This is a genomic window from Streptomyces sp. NBC_00029 (assembly GCF_045160505.1).
Taxonomy (GTDB): domain Bacteria; phylum Actinomycetota; class Actinomycetes; order Streptomycetales; family Streptomycetaceae; genus Streptomyces.
On record NZ_CP108292.1, the window covers coordinates 2,422,529 to 2,439,549 of the forward strand.

15 protein-coding genes are annotated in these 17,021 nt (G+C 71.7%); 7 read left to right on the forward strand and 8 right to left on the reverse strand.

Annotated elements, in window-relative coordinates; genetic code table 11:
- Window positions 1-80: 80 nt before the first annotated feature.
- Window positions 81-1,178, forward strand: a complete 1,098-nt coding sequence (locus OG753_RS11685) for a DUF5925 domain-containing protein (RefSeq protein ID WP_405788339.1) — start codon at window positions 81-83, stop codon at window positions 1,176-1,178.
- Window positions 1,179-1,271: 93 nt separating this feature from the next.
- Here OG753_RS11685 and OG753_RS11690 read toward each other — a convergent pair whose 3' ends face one another.
- Window positions 1,272-1,661, reverse strand: a complete 390-nt coding sequence (locus OG753_RS11690; RefSeq protein ID WP_405788341.1) for a GntR family transcriptional regulator — start codon at window positions 1,659-1,661, stop codon at window positions 1,272-1,274.
- A gap of 71 nt (window positions 1,662-1,732) precedes the next feature.
- Between OG753_RS11690 and OG753_RS11695 the strand changes: the two genes are divergently transcribed.
- The 3 genes from OG753_RS11695 to OG753_RS11705 all read left to right on the forward strand — a co-directional run bounded on the left by OG753_RS11695 (window position 1,733) and on the right by OG753_RS11705 (window position 4,096).
- The gene (locus OG753_RS11695) at window positions 1,733-2,674 is read left to right on the forward strand and encodes a GNAT family N-acetyltransferase (RefSeq protein WP_327261750.1); all 942 of its coding nucleotides are present in this window, start codon (window positions 1,733-1,735) and stop codon (window positions 2,672-2,674) included.
- Window positions 2,671-3,153: a DUF402 domain-containing protein gene (locus OG753_RS11700; protein ID WP_327261751.1), complete on the forward strand. Its 483-nt coding sequence runs from the start codon at window positions 2,671-2,673 to the stop codon at window positions 3,151-3,153. The genes OG753_RS11695 and OG753_RS11700 overlap by 4 nt, the downstream gene beginning before the upstream one ends.
- Window positions 3,154-3,424: 271 nt before the next feature.
- On the forward strand, window positions 3,425-4,096 hold the full coding sequence (locus tag OG753_RS11705; RefSeq protein WP_405788344.1) for a histone deacetylase: 672 nt from the start codon (window positions 3,425-3,427) through the stop codon (window positions 4,094-4,096).
- 60 nt (window positions 4,097-4,156) lie between these two features.
- On the opposite strand, the gene OG753_RS11710 is transcribed toward OG753_RS11705, so the two are convergent.
- A complete protein-coding gene (locus OG753_RS11710; protein WP_405788345.1) occupies window positions 4,157-4,777 on the reverse strand; it encodes a hypothetical protein in 621 nt (206 codons plus the stop codon).
- Window positions 4,778-5,178: 401 nt separating this feature from the next.
- On the opposite strand from OG753_RS11710, the gene OG753_RS11715 reads away from it, so the two are divergent.
- A complete protein-coding gene (locus OG753_RS11715; protein WP_405788347.1) occupies window positions 5,179-5,472 on the forward strand; it encodes a hypothetical protein in 294 nt (97 codons plus the stop codon).
- Between the two features lie 138 nt (window positions 5,473-5,610).
- Here OG753_RS11715 and OG753_RS11720 read toward each other — a convergent pair whose 3' ends face one another.
- From OG753_RS11720 to OG753_RS11730, 3 genes are all read right to left on the reverse strand, one after another.
- The gene (locus tag OG753_RS11720; protein WP_405788349.1) at window positions 5,611-6,957 is read right to left on the reverse strand and encodes an HTTM domain-containing protein; all 1,347 of its coding nucleotides are present in this window, start codon (window positions 6,955-6,957) and stop codon (window positions 5,611-5,613) included.
- A 1-nt stretch (window position 6,958) separates the two neighbouring features.
- Window positions 6,959-7,603 (reverse strand): DUF5819 family protein, encoded by a 645-nt coding sequence (locus OG753_RS11725; RefSeq protein WP_405788350.1) that lies wholly within the window; start codon window positions 7,601-7,603, stop codon window positions 6,959-6,961.
- A gap of 101 nt (window positions 7,604-7,704) precedes the next feature.
- Window positions 7,705-8,373: a hypothetical protein gene (locus OG753_RS11730; protein WP_405788352.1), complete on the reverse strand. Its 669-nt coding sequence runs from the start codon at window positions 8,371-8,373 to the stop codon at window positions 7,705-7,707.
- Window positions 8,374-8,973: 600 nt separating this feature from the next.
- Between OG753_RS11730 and OG753_RS11735 the strand changes: the two genes are divergently transcribed.
- Together OG753_RS11735 and OG753_RS11740 are read left to right on the forward strand one after the other, a co-directional pair.
- A complete protein-coding gene (locus tag OG753_RS11735; RefSeq protein ID WP_405788354.1) occupies window positions 8,974-9,405 on the forward strand; it encodes a DCC1-like thiol-disulfide oxidoreductase family protein in 432 nt (143 codons plus the stop codon).
- A gap of 331 nt (window positions 9,406-9,736) precedes the next feature.
- On the forward strand, window positions 9,737-10,819 hold the full coding sequence (locus OG753_RS11740) for a lytic polysaccharide monooxygenase (RefSeq protein ID WP_405788356.1): 1,083 nt from the start codon (window positions 9,737-9,739) through the stop codon (window positions 10,817-10,819).
- Between the two features lie 47 nt (window positions 10,820-10,866).
- On the opposite strand, the gene OG753_RS11745 is transcribed toward OG753_RS11740, so the two are convergent.
- The 3 genes from OG753_RS11745 to OG753_RS11755 form a co-directional block, all read right to left on the reverse strand.
- Entirely contained in the window at window positions 10,867-11,727 is an 861-nt protein-coding gene (locus tag OG753_RS11745; protein ID WP_327261755.1) for an alpha/beta fold hydrolase, read from the reverse strand.
- Between the two features lie 180 nt (window positions 11,728-11,907).
- Window positions 11,908-12,918 (reverse strand): hypothetical protein, encoded by a 1,011-nt coding sequence (locus OG753_RS11750; RefSeq protein WP_405788358.1) that lies wholly within the window; start codon window positions 12,916-12,918, stop codon window positions 11,908-11,910.
- A complete protein-coding gene (locus OG753_RS11755; protein WP_405788360.1) occupies window positions 12,915-16,436 on the reverse strand; it encodes a DNA polymerase III subunit alpha in 3,522 nt (1,173 codons plus the stop codon). The genes OG753_RS11750 and OG753_RS11755 overlap by 4 nt, the downstream gene beginning before the upstream one ends.
- Window positions 16,437-17,021 lie beyond the last annotated feature (585 nt).

The following is a 17,021-nucleotide window of genomic DNA, read 5'->3' on the forward strand; positions in this document are numbered from 1 at the left end:
GCGTTTGAAGAGGGAACTTGGGCACCCGATCCAGCGAAACACGGGTGCACGAGGGCACCGTGTGCCGGATCATGGGCGCCATGTCAGCCAACCCGCATGACGCGCTGCCGATCCGGCTCAACGTCGACGACAGCGATTCGCCGTCGGATGTCGTCGACGCGCTGTTCCTCGGCCGGTTCGCGTCCGGTGAGCAGCCGTACTCGCACAGCGTGTCGATCGAGCGGGTCAAGGCGGAGGCGACCCTCCTCCCGCCGGAGGCAACGGTGTTGCGCTCGGCGCGCGACAGCGACCGCAGCGCCACCCTGGCCGAGGGCGAGGGCTGGACCATGCTCGTCTCGCGCTGGAGCCGGGGCGCGGACGTCACCGTGACGGCGGTCAGCGACGAACTCGCGGCCGGTGTGCTCGGCAAGGCCACCGAGGGGGTGCAGGACGAGCCCGAACCGCAGCCCGAGAACGTCACGATGGGGTTCTGGTACGTCTCCCCGCGGCGCGGCCCGTACCGGACGACGCGCCAGATCGCGGCCGGTACCTGGCCGGAGGTGCGGCCGAACTACACCGCGCCCGTGGCCGGGGCGATGGACCGGCTGATGAAGGTCACCCCGGACGACATCGCGGGCCGGCTGCTGCTGTTGCACGGCCCGCCGGGCACGGGCAAGACCTCCGCCCTGCGCACGCTCGCACGGTCCTGGCGGGACTGGTGCCAGGTGGACTGCGTCCTGGACCCGGAACGGCTGTTCAACGACGTCGGCTACCTGATGGACATCGCGATCGGCGAGGACGAGGGCACGGCGAAGGGCCGCTGGCGGCTGCTGCTGCTGGAGGACTGCGACGAGCTGATCCGGGGCGAGGCCCGCCACACGGCCGGGCAGGCGCTGTCCCGGCTGCTGAACCTGACGGACGGACTGCTGGGGCAGGGCCGCAATGTCCTGGTCGGCGTGACGACCAACGAGGACCTGGAACGGCTCCACCCGGCAGTGGTCCGCCCGGGACGCTGCCTGGCCCGCATCGAGGTCGGCCGGCTGACCCACCGCGAGGCGGTGGCCTGGCTGGGCACGGACGAGGGCGTCCCCCGCGAGGGCGCCAGCCTGGCGGAGCTGTTCGCCCTGCGGCGCGGCACGGGCCCGGCGGCGATCCTGCCGCCGCAGCCGCACACGTCGCAGGCCGGCCTCTACCTCTAGCCACCGCCCGTGCAGCCTCGCCGGCGTCCGAGGCGCGGGTCCGGGCGGAGCCCGGTGCGTCGGCCCGCGGGCCGACGAGGCCGAGCAGCGGGGCTACTCGGCCGCGTACCGGGCCCGGAGGGCGTCCGCGGCGGCGGAGAGCGCCTCGGCCTGCGTCAGGCCGAGGCGGCGGACGCGGTCCGCGTACACCTGGGCCGCCGCGGCCGCTTCGCGGGAGACCGCGTCCCCCGCGGCCGCGATGAAGGTCCCGTTGCGGCCCCGCGTCTCGATCACCGCGTCCGCCTCCAGCGCCCGGTACGCCTTCGCGACGGTGTTGGCGGCCAGCCCCAGCTCCTCCGCGAGGCCCCGTACCGTCGGCAGCCTGAAGCCGGCCGGCAGCTTCCCCGACCGGGCCCGGTCGGCGATCTGCGCGCGCAGCTGTTCGTACGGGGCGGCCGAGCCGGCCGAGCCGTCGATGGTGATCTTCAGATGTGTCGAGGTCACGCCGGTGATTCTCCCTCATCCGGGATTAATTGGGAGGCGCGCGGCGCGAGCGCGAACGTAGCGTCTGCCACATGACCGTTGTGATCCGCGACATCCGCCCCGGCGACCCCTCGGACGCGGAGTCCGTCGTGCGGGTGTGCCGTGCCGCCCTGCCCTTCCTGATCACCACCGCCGAGGCCGTGGCCTTCGAACTCGCCGGCGCCCCTCCCGCGAAGCGGTACCGGATCCTCGTCGCCGAGACCGCGGACGGCCACGTCATCGGCGCGGCCCAGGTCGGCATCGTGTACGACAGTCCCGAGCCCGGCCGGTCGTACGTCAATGCGTACGTCGACCCCGCCCACCGCGGCCTCGGCGCCGGCGGCCTCATGCTCCGCACGGCCGAGCAGCACCTCGCCGCGCACGGCGCGACGGACGTGTACGCCTGGGTGCTCGACGAGCCCGCCCATCGCGCCTTCGCCGAGCGGCACGGCTACCGCCCCAGCCGCTCGGCGCACTTCCTGCGCCTGGACCTGGCGCAGGCCACGCTGCCCGCGCTCCCGCAGGACCTTCCCGCCGGGGTCGAGGTGCGTACGGGCTCCGCCTTCGCCGCCGACCCGCGGCCGCTGTTCGAGGCCGACGCGGAGACGACCTCCGACGAGCCGGGCGACGTACCGGTCGAGTTCGACGACTACGAGGACTGGCTGGCGCACACCTGGAACGACCCGTCCCTGGACAAGGAGCTGACCACCGTCGTCCTGGTGGACGGCGCGGTGGCGGCGTTCACCGCGGCCCGGACGGACGGCGGCACCCGCTACGCCACCGGCATGACCGGCACGCGGCGCGCCTTCCGCGGCCGGGGTCTGGCCAAGCTCGCCAAGACGGTCTCCCTGCACCGGGCCTGTGCGGCCGGGTACACCGCGGCCTTCACCGGCAACGATGCGGGCAACGCGCCGATGCTCGCCATCAACGAGTGGTTCGGCTACGAGATCTGCGCGACCGAGACCCGCTTCACGAAGAAACTGGAGAACCTGTGACCGAGCAGCTGACCGTCGTCCTGACCAAGGCCGGACGGACCAAGATCCGCTACCCGGCGGCGCAGGTCGCCGACGACGGCGACCGGATCTCCGTGCGCGCCCCCTGGGCGGCCGAGGGCGTACGGGACTTCGGCTTCGTCCGATTCGAGCCCGGCGATGTGTTCGTCGAGCACTTCTGGCGGACGCGCTGGTACGCGGTCAAGGAGGTGTGGACCGGCGACGGCGTCCTCAAGGGCTGGTACTGCGACGTCACGCGCCCGGCGCTGGTGGAGAGCGGGAAGATCCTCGTGGAGGACCTGGACCTCGACCTGTGGGTCTCGGCGGACGGGACCTCCGTACTGCGCCTGGACGAGGACGAGTTCGCCGAGAGCGGCCTCGCCACGAGCGACCCGGAGGCGGCTGCCCAGGCCGTGCGTGCCCTCGACGCACTGGACGACCAGGCCAGGTCGGCAGCGGGCCTCTCCGCGCTCCTGGCCTAGGGGGTGGCGCGCGGCGGCCCTCCCGTGGGGAGCCGGGAGGGCGCCGGGCCCGGGATGGTCCGGGGCCACACCATACGCACGGGCCGCAGTGGGCCGATAGGCATATGACAGCGGGAGATTCCGCATCGCCGCCTGCCCCCACCCCCGCCCCGTGGCACGGGCGACGCGATCCGCCACTCCGTGCCGACGGCCCGGCGGCCCGGCAGCCCCGTGGCCTGATGAACTGATGGACTGGTGAAACCCCGAGCCACCGATCCGTGAGGAACCGAGCATGCTCGTCCACACCGCCGCTCCGCTCGCCGAGGCGATCTCCACACCTGAGCAGGTCTGGTACGCCTCCTACGGCTCCAACATGCACATGGACCGCCTCGCCACCTACATCGCCGGCGGGACCCCGCCGGGAGCGACCCGCACCTACCCGGGATGCCGGGACCACAGGGCGCCCGAACGCTCGATCGCGGTCGAGATGGAAGGCCGCCTGTACTTCGCGACGGAGTCTCCGGTGTGGACGGGAGGCCGCGGCCTCTACGACCCCACCGCCCCCGGAAGAATGCGCGGACGGGCGCACCTGGTGTCGGTGGGCCAGATCTCCGACATCGCCGCGCAGGAGATGTACGAGCAGCCGGGGCAGGACCTGGACCTGACCGCGGCCCTGCGGGACGGCCGCGACGAGCTGGGCCCGGGACGGTACGAGACGCTGATCTGCCCGGGCACGATCGAGGGCATCCCCGTGCTGACGTTCACCGCGCCGTGGAGCCTCGAGGACGTCGACGTTCTCAACCCGTCGGCCGCCTACCTGCGCTACCTGGCCGCCGGGCTCCTGGAGTCCGGTCCGTGGGAGGAGCAGGACATCGCCGAGTACCTCGCGGCCTGCCCCGGCGCCGCCGGCCATTGGACGGCGGCGCAGGTGAGGGAGTTGCTCACGTCCGGCGGCACCGGCTGACACCGTTCCGCCCGGCCGGCCCCGGCCGCACGGCGTCCGCCGCACCCAAGACCGGTGGGTTCAGCCGTCGAACCAGACGACCAGGCGGACGCCCTCGTCTCCGTGCCGGCTCGCCAGCGTGCGCATCACCGACCAGACGGCGCCCCAGTCACCGTCGGGCACGGCGTCCTTCCTCCTCAGACGGCCGATGCGGAAGAGGCGGTCGCCGTCGCGCCATTCGGTGCCCTCCGGGTGGGTGCGGCCGGCACGGTAGACCGTCCGGGGGTCGGTGACGCCGGCGAGCTCGGCAAAGCGGTCGAGGCCCGTGTTCCGGCCATGAAACTGCCAGGTCCCGTCCGGGCCGCGCCGGTACTCGTGGAGGCAGTCGTCGACCTCCTCGGCGGCCTCGTCCCAGTCGGTGGCCGCCAGCTCCTCCCAAGTGATCCAGGATGCGCCGATCGCATCCGAGCTCCAGGTCCCGAAGTCGGCGAGGGTCTCCTTCGATACGTCAGGGGGCAGGCCGCGGTGGTCGGCGAGCGGACGGAACGGGGTGTCGCGTACGCCGAACAGGGCCCCGAAGGCCACGTAGGACCGTCCGTTGTAGAGGTGCGTCATGTCGATCGCTCCGTACCAGCAACGGTCGTCCGCGTCGAGCCAGCGGTCCCAGCGGCACTCGATGAAGCCGTGGATGTCTATTCCCATGCCGGGATTGTTCTCCGCCGGTCCACGGCATGCGAGGAGTTTTCCGGCGCGCCCGCCCGCCCGGGGCCCGGTTCCTGAGGGGGCTCTTAGATGAGCTTGCGGAGCGCTCGATACGCCTTGAGTACGTCGGCCAGGTTCGAGTCATCCGGAGGGGCACTCCGCTCGGTACCACCAGCGAGCCAGTGCGGCTCAGCGTGGGGCGGCAGCGGCATCACCCGCGCATGCCTCCGGCGGGGGCACCGTACGCGGGTGCCGGCCGAGTGGGGCTGATGTGGGGGAGCTCCCATCGACCCAGGCAAGCCGAGCAGACACGGACCCTGGCGTCCGCTCCACGGTGTGTGGTCGGCGGCAGACGGGATGGGAGCTGGGCGGAGTGGTGGGTCGAAGGGGAGGATGCCGCCATGGCAGATACACCGAGGCGCCCTCTCAGCGACCTTCGACAAGGCGAGACCGTCCAAGCAACGATCACCAGTCACCAGCCCTATGGCCTCACGGCAGAGCTCAACGACTACGACCCCGTGGGCGCCTCGATGGATACGATTCGCCGCAGCAGCGAGCCCGGAGTGAAGCGGCTCGCGCTGGAGCTGCCGCCCGTAGGGGCGACTGTCGACCTAGTCATAGGCAAGGTACGCGTCTGGGATCACGACCCGTGGATATGGGTCGACCTCACGGCACCCGGTCCCGGCGAGGACTGACCGTGCCCCCGGCGTGCCCGATCGAGCGGGGAATACGGGGAAACGGCGGTCATCCACGGACAGCGCACGGCGCGACGGCCCCTGACCGATTGCCTGGTCAGGGGCCGTCGTAGCCGAGGGCCGCGGCGATCGGTCGCCTCACTGCTGAGTGCGGGCCGCAGCACCTGCCTCGTCAGCTGCCACATCGTCGATCCGCCTGGGCTCGGGCACAGCGGGCTTCGGGGTAGTCCGCGCCCCTCCCTGCCGCTGGAGACGCATACCAGCCGCGCTCTCGCAGCCCTCTTCGGCTTCGTTGTGGTCGGTGGCGGGCCCAACCCAGCCGACGCGGGACGAACCGCGTGTCCGCGTGCGCACTCGCGCCGCGAGAAGTGCGCTCCGCGCGCCCAGTGCGACGAGGAAGGGGGTGGGAAGGAACACCGCGTCGCAGACGACCATGGCCAGCGACAGGAAGGGAATACCCAGCAGGACCGCGATACCCAGGTGCTCCATGATCATCAGAGCGAGGAGGGCGTTCTTGATCTTGCGATGAGCGAGGGTGAAGGGGAAGGCCACCTGCACCATCACGGTGCCGTAAGTGAGAGCCAGAACGAGCAGGGTCTGATTCGCCACGAAGCCCGACAGCGTGGGCCACGGGCTGAAGTAGTCCAAGTGCAGGGCGTAGTAGAGGGCGCTGCCGTCCTGCCACCGGGTGCCCTGGATCTTGTACCAGCCGGCGGTCGCGTAGATCAGGCACACCTGCACGGCGATCACCAGCATCGCGCAGTTGTGAAGCATCGAGGCCGCGGCATCGAGGACGGCCCGCATCTCGTGGCGGGGGAACCAGCGCTCGACCGCGTACCAGACGCCGTGCACCGACCACAGAATCCAGAAGACGGGCAGCCAGCCTGCGGTGGGGTGGGCCGAGAGCGCGGCCAAGGGCGCCAGGGCAACGGCCCACAGGGCCGGCCCCGGAAGATCGGCGGATGTGTCTGCCGACGTAACACCCGGGTGCTGCGCCCGGCGAGCCCTGCGCCGGGCGTCGAGCGACCACACCTGCGCGCAGCGGGTGAAGACCAGGTAGATGACCATGATCCGGACGACGTTGTCGCCACCGTCGCCCGCCAGGCTGTTGCGGTTGATCACCGACAGGACGCCGGCCATGAGTACGACCGACATGCCCCTGGTATGCCAGCCGAGGCAGACGGCAAGGGCGGCGCAGATGGTCAGGAGGTATACGGTCTCGAACCACAGGCCTCCGTCGCCCCAGATCAGGACGGTGAAGGTGCGCTCCTCGCGGACCAGGATCTGCGCGAGGTCGAAGGAGAGCGCGCTGCTGTTCCCGTACAGCTCGTGGCGGTGCGGCCACTCGCGCACGAGGAAGGCGAGCACGACGGCGGAAAGGCCGATCCGGAAGACGGCGGCCTGGTAGGGAGCTCTGACCGTGCTGATCCTGGGCAGGATCCGGGTGAAGAGCTCGGTCGTCCGCTCCGCGATGGTGGTGGTCACGTCACAGCCCCCTGTGGTCCTGCTCGGTCACGGGCCACCAGGGCAGCAGCCGGTAGTCGGTGGTGTCGGAGGGTTCTTCAGGGCTCCAAGCAGGAGGAGCCACCAAGGAGAAGCGTCCCCCTACTTGGACTGAGACGATCCGCTCACCGTGCCAGGTACGGCCGGTGCGCTGAAGAACCACTCGCTTCAGGTAGTCGGCGGTGAGCCGGCCGCGGGCGCCCTTGGGGATGTCGTTCTTGAGACTGTGGTTGGCCACGTACGCATCCCAGGCGCGGCGCAGCATGTTCTGGTGCAGGTGGCTGGGCGCCGGGTTGCCTCGCACCGTCTTGATGTCCTGTGCGGTGAGGTTCGTCCAGTCGCTGACGTGATAGCGGCCGTCTCCGCTCAACGTTCTCATCCGGACCCCGACGGCGTCGTTGCGCTGCATCGGGTTCGGCGCGAACAGCTTCCAGTCCTGCCCGAACTCGGGTTGCACATACGCGTCGATGGTCTCGCGGTGCGCGGCGCTCGCGGCATTGGCCGGGGCAATGCTCAAGAAGACGAGCGCCAAGTGGACGAGCAGGGCGCCGGCCAGAGTCAGGCCGGTCGCCGCGAGCGCGGCCAGGGCCTTGCCGGACCACTCGTGGGGCAGCGTCGTTGCTCCCATCGTGCTCCTTATGTGGACGGACCGTGCGGTCGGCTGAGCGCACGGTCCGTCGGATCAGTTGGTGGTTCGGGGCGGCCAGGCAAAGTGCATGGCCGAACGGGCTAGAGCGGGCAGTTGTCCACCCGGGCGCCCGTGAAGTTGAGGCCCGCCTGGATGCTCAGGTAGTCGGCGACCGTGTTGGTGTCGTCACCGCCGTAGTACTGCGGGTGCTCCAGGAGGTACAGGAGGCTGGGGTCCGTCGGGGCGCCGTTGGCGATGCCGGAGGGGGTGCGGTCGGGCAGCGTGCCGCCGATGGACGCGCTCCACAGGGTGTCCGTGGGGACCGGCCAGTCCTCCGGGTGGTTCCTCCAGAAGCCGGGCGAGCACCACTCGGCGTCACCGGGCGGGGTCGTCGTCCCCGTGGTGCCCGTCGTGCCGTCCGTGCCCGTGGTGCCGGTAGTACCCGTGGTGCCAGTAGTACCCGTGGTGCCGGTAGTACCCGTGATGCCGATCAGACCGGTGGTGCCGATGAGCGTGATCGGGCCGAGCAGCTTCGGTGCGAAGTTCACCTTCTGCGTGCAGTAGCCAAACGTTTCGCCCTTGCAGCTGTGCGAAAGCTGGTGCTTCGAGTTGTCGACCACGACGTTGTCGCCCTTGTCGTGTCCGTCACCCCCGTGCATCCGGGCCGAGACGGGCGCGGCCGTACTGGTGATGGCTTGAGAAGCGCTGACCGTTCCCATAGTCAGGGCGCCCACAGAGAACGCGATGAGCAGACCACGCAGGTAACGCATGAATCGTCCTTCCTCGCCGACGGGGTCGGGCCCCCGTCTTAGAGCCTTTTAACCGATCTCGCATTCCGGAAGTGACGAGCGGAGTTCCGTTCTCCGTCGAACGGAGCAAAAATCGTACCCGGACGTCACAGAGTCGGAAAATGCGCCTATTCCGGCGAGGGAAGCGAAGGACTCATCCAGGTCTTCACGTTGTCGGATAAATTCAGCAACCCGCTCCCACCTTGGCCTTCGCCCCACTTGCCCTCCAGCGCCTTACACCCGAAGCAAAATTCATTGAATGATTTACGGCCTTGAAATTGTAGAGTCAGCGATGAGTCGACATTTGACTCCACCCAGCCAGGAGAAATGCACCGAACCCGACTGAACGGGCCGCGCTAATTCAGCGCTACCGAGCCTCGGAAACACTCGCCAGAATGCGAAAACGAACCCTCCCGGCGGCCAGAAATCTGCTCACTGCCGAGAAATCGTCGACTACCCCTTGACCGCAATCTCCAAATCCGATTGTCTGCACCGTCCGGCAGCCGTCCAAACGATGAATGCGATGAGGACGACTGCCCCGAAAATGGCGGCCGGGCAAAGCCGACGGACCCGAGGACCACGATGAACCACCATCCGATCCTGCTGTTCGACGGCGACTGCGGTTTCTGCGCGGCGTCCGTGCACCTGGCCCGCACCCGAGTGGCGCCGCACGTACGTTTCGCCCCCTGGCAGATCGCCGACCTGGACACCCTGGGCGTGACAGAGGAACAGGCCGACCACGAGATCCTGTGGATCACCCCCGAGACAGGCATCGTTCAGGCTGGCGCACGTGCAGCCGCACGGCCGGCAGCAAGGGCAGTGCGCAGCTCAGCCGCGATCTCTTCGGCGCTCAGCCGTTCGGCGTGGACGCGGACCTCGTGGGTGCGCACACCCCCAGAGATGTTGCCGCGTTCCTGCGCCGCGCCGGCCTGGAAGACGGAGAACCTGAGTGAGGACGGGCCGATCACGTGGAAAGGCGGCGGCCCCGAGGTGTGGAAGCGCCCCGAAGCCTGAACGTCACCAGCGGCACTCGGGGAGCCAACCGGGGAGCCACTGGAGGCAGCACAAGCCGGATCTGCCTGGACTGTCACGGACGGTGGGGAGCGAGAACCCTTGCGGCGCGAGGGTTGCGCGAGGCCGGTTCCTGAGGCGGTGCTTGTCCCTGGCTTAACGGGACCCTAAGGATCCGCTCCTGCGGGGCCCAGGAGGCAAAACCCGTGGTCCGGGCGGCTAGCTTGGCCGGGCCAGGACAGGAAGGGCCCGTTGCGGCGCCGCCGGGGGGCGGCGCACCGCGGGGTCCGATTCCGCCGGCACGCCCCTGCCTTGTGCCCGAAGGAGATCACCCATGCCCGCACGCAGCCGTACCGCCGTCACGATGACCCGTATCGCCTCTGCCGGTCTCGCCCCGCTCGCACTGGCCGCGTACGCGGCCGCTCCCGCGGTCGCCCACGGCTCGATGACGGACCCGGTCAGCCGGGTGGCGGCGTGCTACGCCGAAGGGCCGGAGTCCCCGCGGTCGGCGGCGTGCAAGGCGGCGGTCGCGGCGGCCGGCACTCAGGCGTTCTACGACTGGAACGGGGTGAACATCGCCAACGCGGCCGGGAACCACCGGTCGTTGATCCCCAACGGCCAGCTCTGCTCCGCCGGCAACGACAAGTACCGGGGCCTGGACCTGGCCCGTGCCGACTGGCCGGCCAGCCCGATGTCCGCCGGCACGCACACCTTCCGCTACAAGGGCACGGCCCCCCACAAGGGTTCCTTCGAGCTGTACGTCACGAAGGACGGCTACGACCCGTCGAAGCCGCTGACGTGGTCCGACCTGGAGCCGGCGCCCTTCGCGAAGGCCACCGACCCGGGCATGCAGAGCGGCGACTACGTCTTCTCCGGGACCGTCCCGAACAAGTCCGGCCGCCACCTGATCTACAGCATCTGGCAGCGCTCCGACAGCCCGGAGGCCTTCTACACCTGCTCGGACGTGGTCTTCGGCAAGGACAACGGCGGCGGCTCCGGCTCCGGCTCCGGCTCCGGTACCACCCCGACCACCGGCACAGGCACCGGGCCGACCGGCAAGCCTTCCGAGAAGCCCTCCGAGAAGCCGTCCGAGAAGCCGGCGGACAAGCCCTCGGCCCCGACCGACCAGCAGATCGCCGACGGCGCCGACAAGTCGACGGTGGAGCACAACGGCCACGGCGACAACGACCCGAAGACGAACGGCAGCGCCAACGACGCCGCCGCCCTGCTCGCGGCCGGTTCGTCGTCCTCGCCGTCCACGTCCGCCAAGGACAACCTCGCGGAGACGGGCGGCAACAGCGCCACCCCGACGATCGCGATCGCCGGGGCCGCCGCCCTGGCCGTGGGCGCGGCCGCGCTGTTCGCAGCCGCCCGCCGCCGCACCGCGCGTACGGCGACGGGCCGCCACGGCCGCTAGGCCCGGCCCCGACCCCGGCCCGGGAGGCCCGGACCGCCTGCGCCCCGTCAGTCGAAGACCGAGGCGCAGGTGGTCCGTTCGGCGTTGGCCGGGTCGAGGGCATTGACCGCCTCGTGCCAGGCGATCCGGTCGGTGAGCCCGATGGTGACGTGCTCCGAGAGGTCCAGGAAGCACAGGTCCTGGAGGACGACGTTGCGGACGTTCGGCCCTTCCAGGAAGCCGCTCCGGTACGGAGTCACCACCTCGTCGTACTTGGTGGCGATCACCGTGTACTTCACCCCGGGCACGGTGTCCCCGCCCGCGTTGAGTTTCTGCAGGAAGGCGGAGCCGGCGATCTGGTCGGCGAGACCGGGGGTCGCGCTGGTGATCAGGTCCTCGGCCCCGGGGAAGTACGGGAGGAGCTTGGTGAAGCCGAGCAGGGTCGTGCCGTGGTTGTCGGGGGCGAGTCCGACCAGCGCGTTGACCTTCGCCGCGCCCCCGAGGAACTTCAGGTAGTAGCGCGGCATCATGCCGCCCTGCGAGTGCCCGACGATGTCGGTCTTGGACGCGCCGGTGGCGGCGAGCACCTTGTCGACGAAGACGTCGAGCTGCCCGGCGGACTTGTCGATGGGGCCGAGCCCGTTGAAGAGGGGCACGCCGGGCAGCTGGCCGTAGTCGAGCGAGTAGACGCAGTACCCGCGGTGCACGAGGTACGGGGCGAAGCCCAGCCAGTTGTCCCAGGAGTTGCCGAAGGTGCCGTGGACGAGGACGACGGGGCGCGGGTGCGCGGCGGACGGCTTGCAGGACCAGTTGTTCCAGCCGCTGCTGGGGGCGGATGCAGCCTGCGCGGTGCCGGTGGGGGCGACGAGCGCGGCTGCGGTGAGGGTGAGGACGGCCAGCGGGCGGAGCAGGCGTCTCCAGGGCAGCATCGTGTGATCTCCTTGCGGTTCGACTCAAGGGGATGAGCTGTGGGGGTTCGTCCCGTGATCCGGATCACAAGGGGAGCTGCTGACGCTAAATTACGGGTGAGTAGGAACACAGGGAAGTTACGCGTCGGTAAAAAATCGCGCGCCGCCCTGCCGACACCCTGTAATGAGCCCGACGGACCGTCAGGCGGCCAGTGTGCCGCGGGCGATGGCCTGCGGGCCGAAGCGCGCGCGAACCCGGTCCGTGACGGCCTCCAGGCGGCGGGCCTTCTCGTCCTCGGGGTCGAGACTGAGCTGCCGCGTGGCCCGATCGGCCGAGGTCAGGTCCTCGGCGCGCAGGGACAGCGCGCGGACCCGGGCCCGCTGCAGGCCGAGGCCCGCGTAGAGGGCGTAGACCGTGGCGGTCAGGGTGGCCGAGTGCGCGGTGGGTTCGGCCAGGGTGCGCGTCCGGGTGAGCGTGGTGCGGTCGGCGCAACGGACGGTGAGCGAGAGGGCACGGCAGACCTGCCCGCGACCCTGTTCCTGTGTACGAAGCTTCGCGCCGAGCTCCTCCGTCAGCGCGAGCAGGGCCCGCCGGTGCCGTGCGGGATCCAGCTCGTCCAGATCGAAGAGCCGCTCGGCGGCGATGGCGCGGGCGGCAGCGCCCGGCCGGACGGGGGTCCGGTCGATCCCGAGGGCGCGCTCGTGCACCTCACGGCCGAGCCGGGCGCCGAGAATCCGCCGCAGGGCGGCGGGCGGGGCGGCGGCGACCCGGCCGACGGAGTCGAGGCCGTAGGAGCACAGGGTGCGGGCGGCCTTCGGCCCGACCCCGTCGAGGGCGGTGACGGGCCTGCCCGCCAGGAAGTCCCGTACGGCGGCCGGCTCCCCGGGGATCACCAGGGTCCCCCCGGGCCGCGCCTCACGGGCCGCGGCCCGGGCCAGCATGGGATTGCCGGCCACGCCGACGGCGGCGTCCACCCCGTGCAGGGCGAGGGCCCGGACCCGGATCACGGCGGCCAGCCGGGCGGCGTCGCAGTCGAAGTACCGCAGCGCGCCCCGGACGTCGGCGAGGACGGTGTCGGGCGCCACGGCCTCCACGGCCGGGGTGATCCCGCCGAGCAGCGCGAGCACCCCGGCGTACTCCCGCGCCCCGAGCGGCCCCCCGTCGGCGGGGTGCAGCCGCAGGCACATCACGACCCGCTCGGCCGCGGTCATCCCGCGCTCCCCGGGCTGGAGTGCCACAGCTTGCGGCCGGTCGCGGGGCCGGCGCCCGGCGGCTGGAGGTCGGCCCAGGGGTTCATCTCGTACCCCGTGGACATGCGGATCGTGCGGCCGGGCCCCTGCGGGCCCTTCGCCGCCGGCTCCCCTTCGGCGCCCGGAGCACCCGGGGCGGCCGGCTCGGCGAGGCGGGCCGCGACCGCGTCCAGGCCGCCCGCCGCCCGCAGTTCCACCAGCTCCGCCAGGTTCCACGCCGCCGCTCCGACCACGCTCAGGCTCTGCGGGCCCCGCCGCTGCACGACACCTCGTACCAGCAGCAGGAAGGAGTGGAAGACGGTGTGCGCGCAGCGTTCGTGGCTGTCGTCGAAGAAGGCCAGGTCGACCAGGCCCGTCCCGTCGTCCAGCGTCGTGAAGATGACCCGCTTCCCGGAGCGGATCGGCGGGGTCTGGGTGGCCGCCTTGGCCCCCGCGACGAGCACGGTCTGCCCGTGCTCGGTGCCGCGCAGCCGGCGCGCCGGGATCACTCCCAGCTCGGCCAGGAAGGCGTGGTGGTCCCCCATCAGGTGCCGTGAGGCGTCCATGCCGAGGACGCCCAGCTCGGCACTGAGCCGCTCCGCGTCACTCAGGTCCGGCAGCCCGACGGAGGCCGTGGACCGGCCGCCCTCCAGCGGGAGTTGAGGACCGCGCACGCCTGCGGCCCGCTGCGCGCCGTGCAGTTCGGAGACGTGCAGCAGCAGGTCCCGCCGGTTGGCGCCGAAGGCGTCCAACGCACCGACCTGCGCGAGCCGTTCGGCGACCGGGCGGCCCGGGTGCGCCCGGTCCCAGAAGTCGCGCAGGGAGGCGTAGGGCTGCCCGGCCTCGATCCGGTCCGCCTCGGCCCCGCTGATGCCGTGGACGTCGGACAGCCCGAGCCGCAACCCCCACACACCACTCCGATCGGACACCAGTTCGATACGATGGGCGGCCGCCGACCGGTTCACGTCCAGCGGCAGCACCGGTACGCCCCGCCGTCGCGCGTCCGCCAGCAGCAGCCGTTTCGGGTACATCCCCGGGTCGTGGGTCAGCAGCCCGGCGTAGAAGGCCGCCGGGTGGTGCGCCTTCAGCCAGGCCGACTGGTACGTGGGCACCGCGAAGGCCACCGCGTGCGCCTTGCAGAAGCCGTACGAGCCGAAGGCCTCCACGATCTCCCAGGTCCGGGCGATCACCTCGATCGGATAGCCGCGCTCGGCCGCCCTCGCCGCGAACCAGACCTTGATCCGCGCCTGCGACTGCGGGTCGGACAGCCCGCGCCGCACCCGGTCCGCCTCGTCCCGCCCGCAGCCGGTCATGACGTGCACGATCTCGATGATCTGCTCGTGGAAGACCACCACCCCGTACGTCTCGCGCAGCGCGTCGGCGAGGTCCGGGTGCGGGAAGCGGACCGGCGCCCGCCCGTGCCGGGCCTCGATGAAGGGCCGCACCATGTCGGCGGCCACCGGCCCCGGCCGGAACAGCGAGATGTCGACGACCAGATCGTGGAAGGTGGCCGGCTGCAGCCGGCCCACCAGGTCCCGCTGGCCCGGCGATTCGATCTGGAAACAGCCCAGGGTCTCGGCCGAACGGATCAGCTCGTACGTGTCCCGGTCGCCCGGCGGCACCTGCGCCGGGTCGTCCAGGTCGAGCTCCCGCCCCGTGCCGCGGCGGATCTCCGCGACCGCGTGCGCCATCGCGGACTGCATCCGCACGCCCAGCACGTCCAGCTTGAGCAGCCCGAGCTCCTCCACGTCGTCCTTGTCGAACTGGGACATGGGGAAGCCCTCGCCACTGGTGGGCACCACCGGCGTACGGGCGAGCAGCGAGTCGTCGGAGAGCAGCACCCCGCACGGGTGCATGGCGATCCCGCGCGGCAGCGCGTCCAGCGATTCGACGAGCTCCCACAGCCGCCCGTACGACTCCCCGCGTACGTCGCGCAGTTCGGGAAGCTCCTGCAGCGCGGCGCGGGCGTCGCGGGCCCGGATGTGCGGGAAGGCCTTGGCGAGCCGGTCGGTGACGGCGGGGTCCATGGACAGGGCGGCGCCGACGTCGCGGATGGCGTGCCGGACCCGGTAGGTCTCGGGCATGGAGACGGTGGCGACGCGCTCGGTGCCGAACCGGTCCATGATCCGCCGGTAGACCTCCAGCCGGCGGGCGGACTCCACGTCGATGTCGATGTCGGGCAGGACGCGCCGCCGCTTGGAGAGGAAGCGCTCCATCAGCAGGCCGTGGGCGACGGGGTCGGCGTGGGCGATCCCGAGCAGGTGGTTGACGAGGGAGCCGGCGCCGGAGCCGCGGGCGGCCACCCGGATGCCCATCTCGCGTACGTCGTCAACAACCTGGGCGACCGTCAGAAAATACGAGGCGAAACCATGGTGGGCGATGATGTCGAGCTCCTGGTGCATCCGCTCCCAGTAGGCGCGGTCGCCCGCGTACCCGCGCAGCACCATGCCCGCCGAGGCCCGGGAGGCGAGGACCCGCTGGGCGCTGCGGTGGGCGGCGCCGACGAGGCGGGCCTCGGGGAAGTGCACGGAACCGATGCCGAGGTCGTCCTCGGGGTCCACGGAGCAGGCCTCGGCGGTACGCCGGGTCTCCGCGAGCAGGCGCCTGGCGTCGGCGGGACGCAGTCCGGCCGCCTGCGCGATCCGGTCGGCGGCCTCGGCCATGGCGGCGGGGTCCTTGAGCCAGCGCTCGCCACTGTCGAGCGGGTACGCCGGGTTGCGCGGGTCGATGGGGACCAGGCGGCGGGCCGCGTCGAGGATGTCGGCGACCGGGCCCTGGCCGGGATCGGCGTAGCGGACGGCATTGGTCAGCACGGCCGGGACGCCCTGCTCGGCGGCGAAGCCGACGGTACGGGCGGCCAGCCGGAGCGAACCGGGCCCGGTACCGGTGCGGCCGTGGTGGACGGCCTCCAGGCGCAGGGAGTCGCCGTAGATCTCCCGCCACGGAGCGAGCAGCCGGGCGGCGCGGTCGGGGCGGCCCGCGGCGAGCGCCCGCCCCACCTCGGAGCCGGGCCCGAGCAGGACGAAGACGCCCTCGCCGCGCAGGGCTCCCCAGGGGACGAGCGGGACCTCGGCGGCCCCCGCGTGCGCGGCGGTGACCATCCGGCACAGCTCGGCCCACCCGGCGGCCCCGTCCCGGGCCAGGAAGACGGCCCGCGCGGCGGACTCGTCCACGAATGCCCCGCCCTTGACGGGGGTGCGCCGCCGGTACGAGGCCTCGCCGGGCCCGGCCGGGCCCCCCGACCCGGCCGATCCCGTCGCGGACGGCCGGGCGGGAGCCCCGGAGGGAGATACCGCCATGTCCACCCCGAACAACGGCCGGATGCCCGCCTGCGCACACGCCTTCGCGAACCGCACCGCGCCCGCCACCGTGTCGCGGTCGGTGAGCGCGAGGGCGTCCATGCCCCGCTCGGCGGCACGCTCCGCCAGCCGTTGCGGGTGGGAGCCTCCGTAGCGCATGGAGAACCCCGAAACGGTGTGCAGATGCGTAAAACCAGGCACCCGCGGCCTCCTGCTTCGCTCGAATGAACACCTCCCCCGCTCTCCACCATAGAGCAATTCGAATACCTGTGCGAAACACTTGTTCGATCACCTTACGGAGTGCCCTGCGTGCTGCTCGGCGGGGTTGTACCTCGGCCCTGCGGGCTGCTTGGGGATCTGCGGCTCGGGCCGCCCTTGCCTCGGGCCGCGCCTCAATCGCCGGCGGGGCTGGGGTGTGCGGGCGCCTCGGCGGTATGCGGCCCGGCCGGGCCGCGCCTCAATCGCCGGCGGGGCTGGGGTGTGCGGGCTGCTCGGCGCAGGTCGGTCCGTGGTGCCGTGCCGGGGTATCTCCTCGGCTCGCGCCTGCGGCGGGGGTCCAGCTGTATGGCCTGGGTTGCGCGCTCGTCCTGCGGGGACACCCCGCCACGTCCCCCCTGCCCTCCGCCGGAGAGGCCCACGGGGGAACGGCTGGCACTGCCGAAGGTCTGCCGTGGGGTGGGGACACGTAGGAGGGTCCCCGGAGGACGAGCGCGCGACCGCGGCCGCCTGTCCGTGACGGGCCCGCGTGCGCCGAGCCGAGGAGACTCTCGTGCGGGGCACCGCCCC

Bases quoted from the DNA above. Each gene is read 5' to 3' on its own strand.
- OG753_RS11725 (WP_405788350.1), bottom strand. From the start codon at position 7,603: ATGGGAGCAACGACGCTGCCCCACGAGTGGTCCGGCAAGGCCCTGGCC.
- OG753_RS11710 (WP_405788345.1), bottom strand. From the start codon at position 4,777: ATGGGAATAGACATCCACGGCTTCATCGAGTGCCGCTGGGACCGCTGG.
- OG753_RS11730 (WP_405788352.1), bottom strand. From the start codon at position 8,373: ATGCGTTACCTGCGTGGTCTGCTCATCGCGTTCTCTGTGGGCGCCCTG.
- OG753_RS11735 (WP_405788354.1), top strand. From the start codon at position 8,974: ATGAACCACCATCCGATCCTGCTGTTCGACGGCGACTGCGGTTTCTGC.
- OG753_RS11750 (WP_405788358.1), bottom strand. From the start codon at position 12,918: ATGACCGCGGCCGAGCGGGTCGTGATGTGCCTGCGGCTGCACCCCGCC.
- OG753_RS11705 (WP_405788344.1), top strand. From the start codon at position 3,425: ATGCTCGTCCACACCGCCGCTCCGCTCGCCGAGGCGATCTCCACACCT.
- OG753_RS11685 (WP_405788339.1), top strand. From the start codon at position 81: ATGTCAGCCAACCCGCATGACGCGCTGCCGATCCGGCTCAACGTCGAC.
- OG753_RS11745 (WP_327261755.1), bottom strand. From the start codon at position 11,727: ATGCTGCCCTGGAGACGCCTGCTCCGCCCGCTGGCCGTCCTCACCCTC.
- OG753_RS11715 (WP_405788347.1), top strand. From the start codon at position 5,179: ATGGCAGATACACCGAGGCGCCCTCTCAGCGACCTTCGACAAGGCGAG.
- OG753_RS11740 (WP_405788356.1), top strand. From the start codon at position 9,737: ATGCCCGCACGCAGCCGTACCGCCGTCACGATGACCCGTATCGCCTCT.
- OG753_RS11695 (WP_327261750.1), top strand. From the start codon at position 1,733: ATGACCGTTGTGATCCGCGACATCCGCCCCGGCGACCCCTCGGACGCG.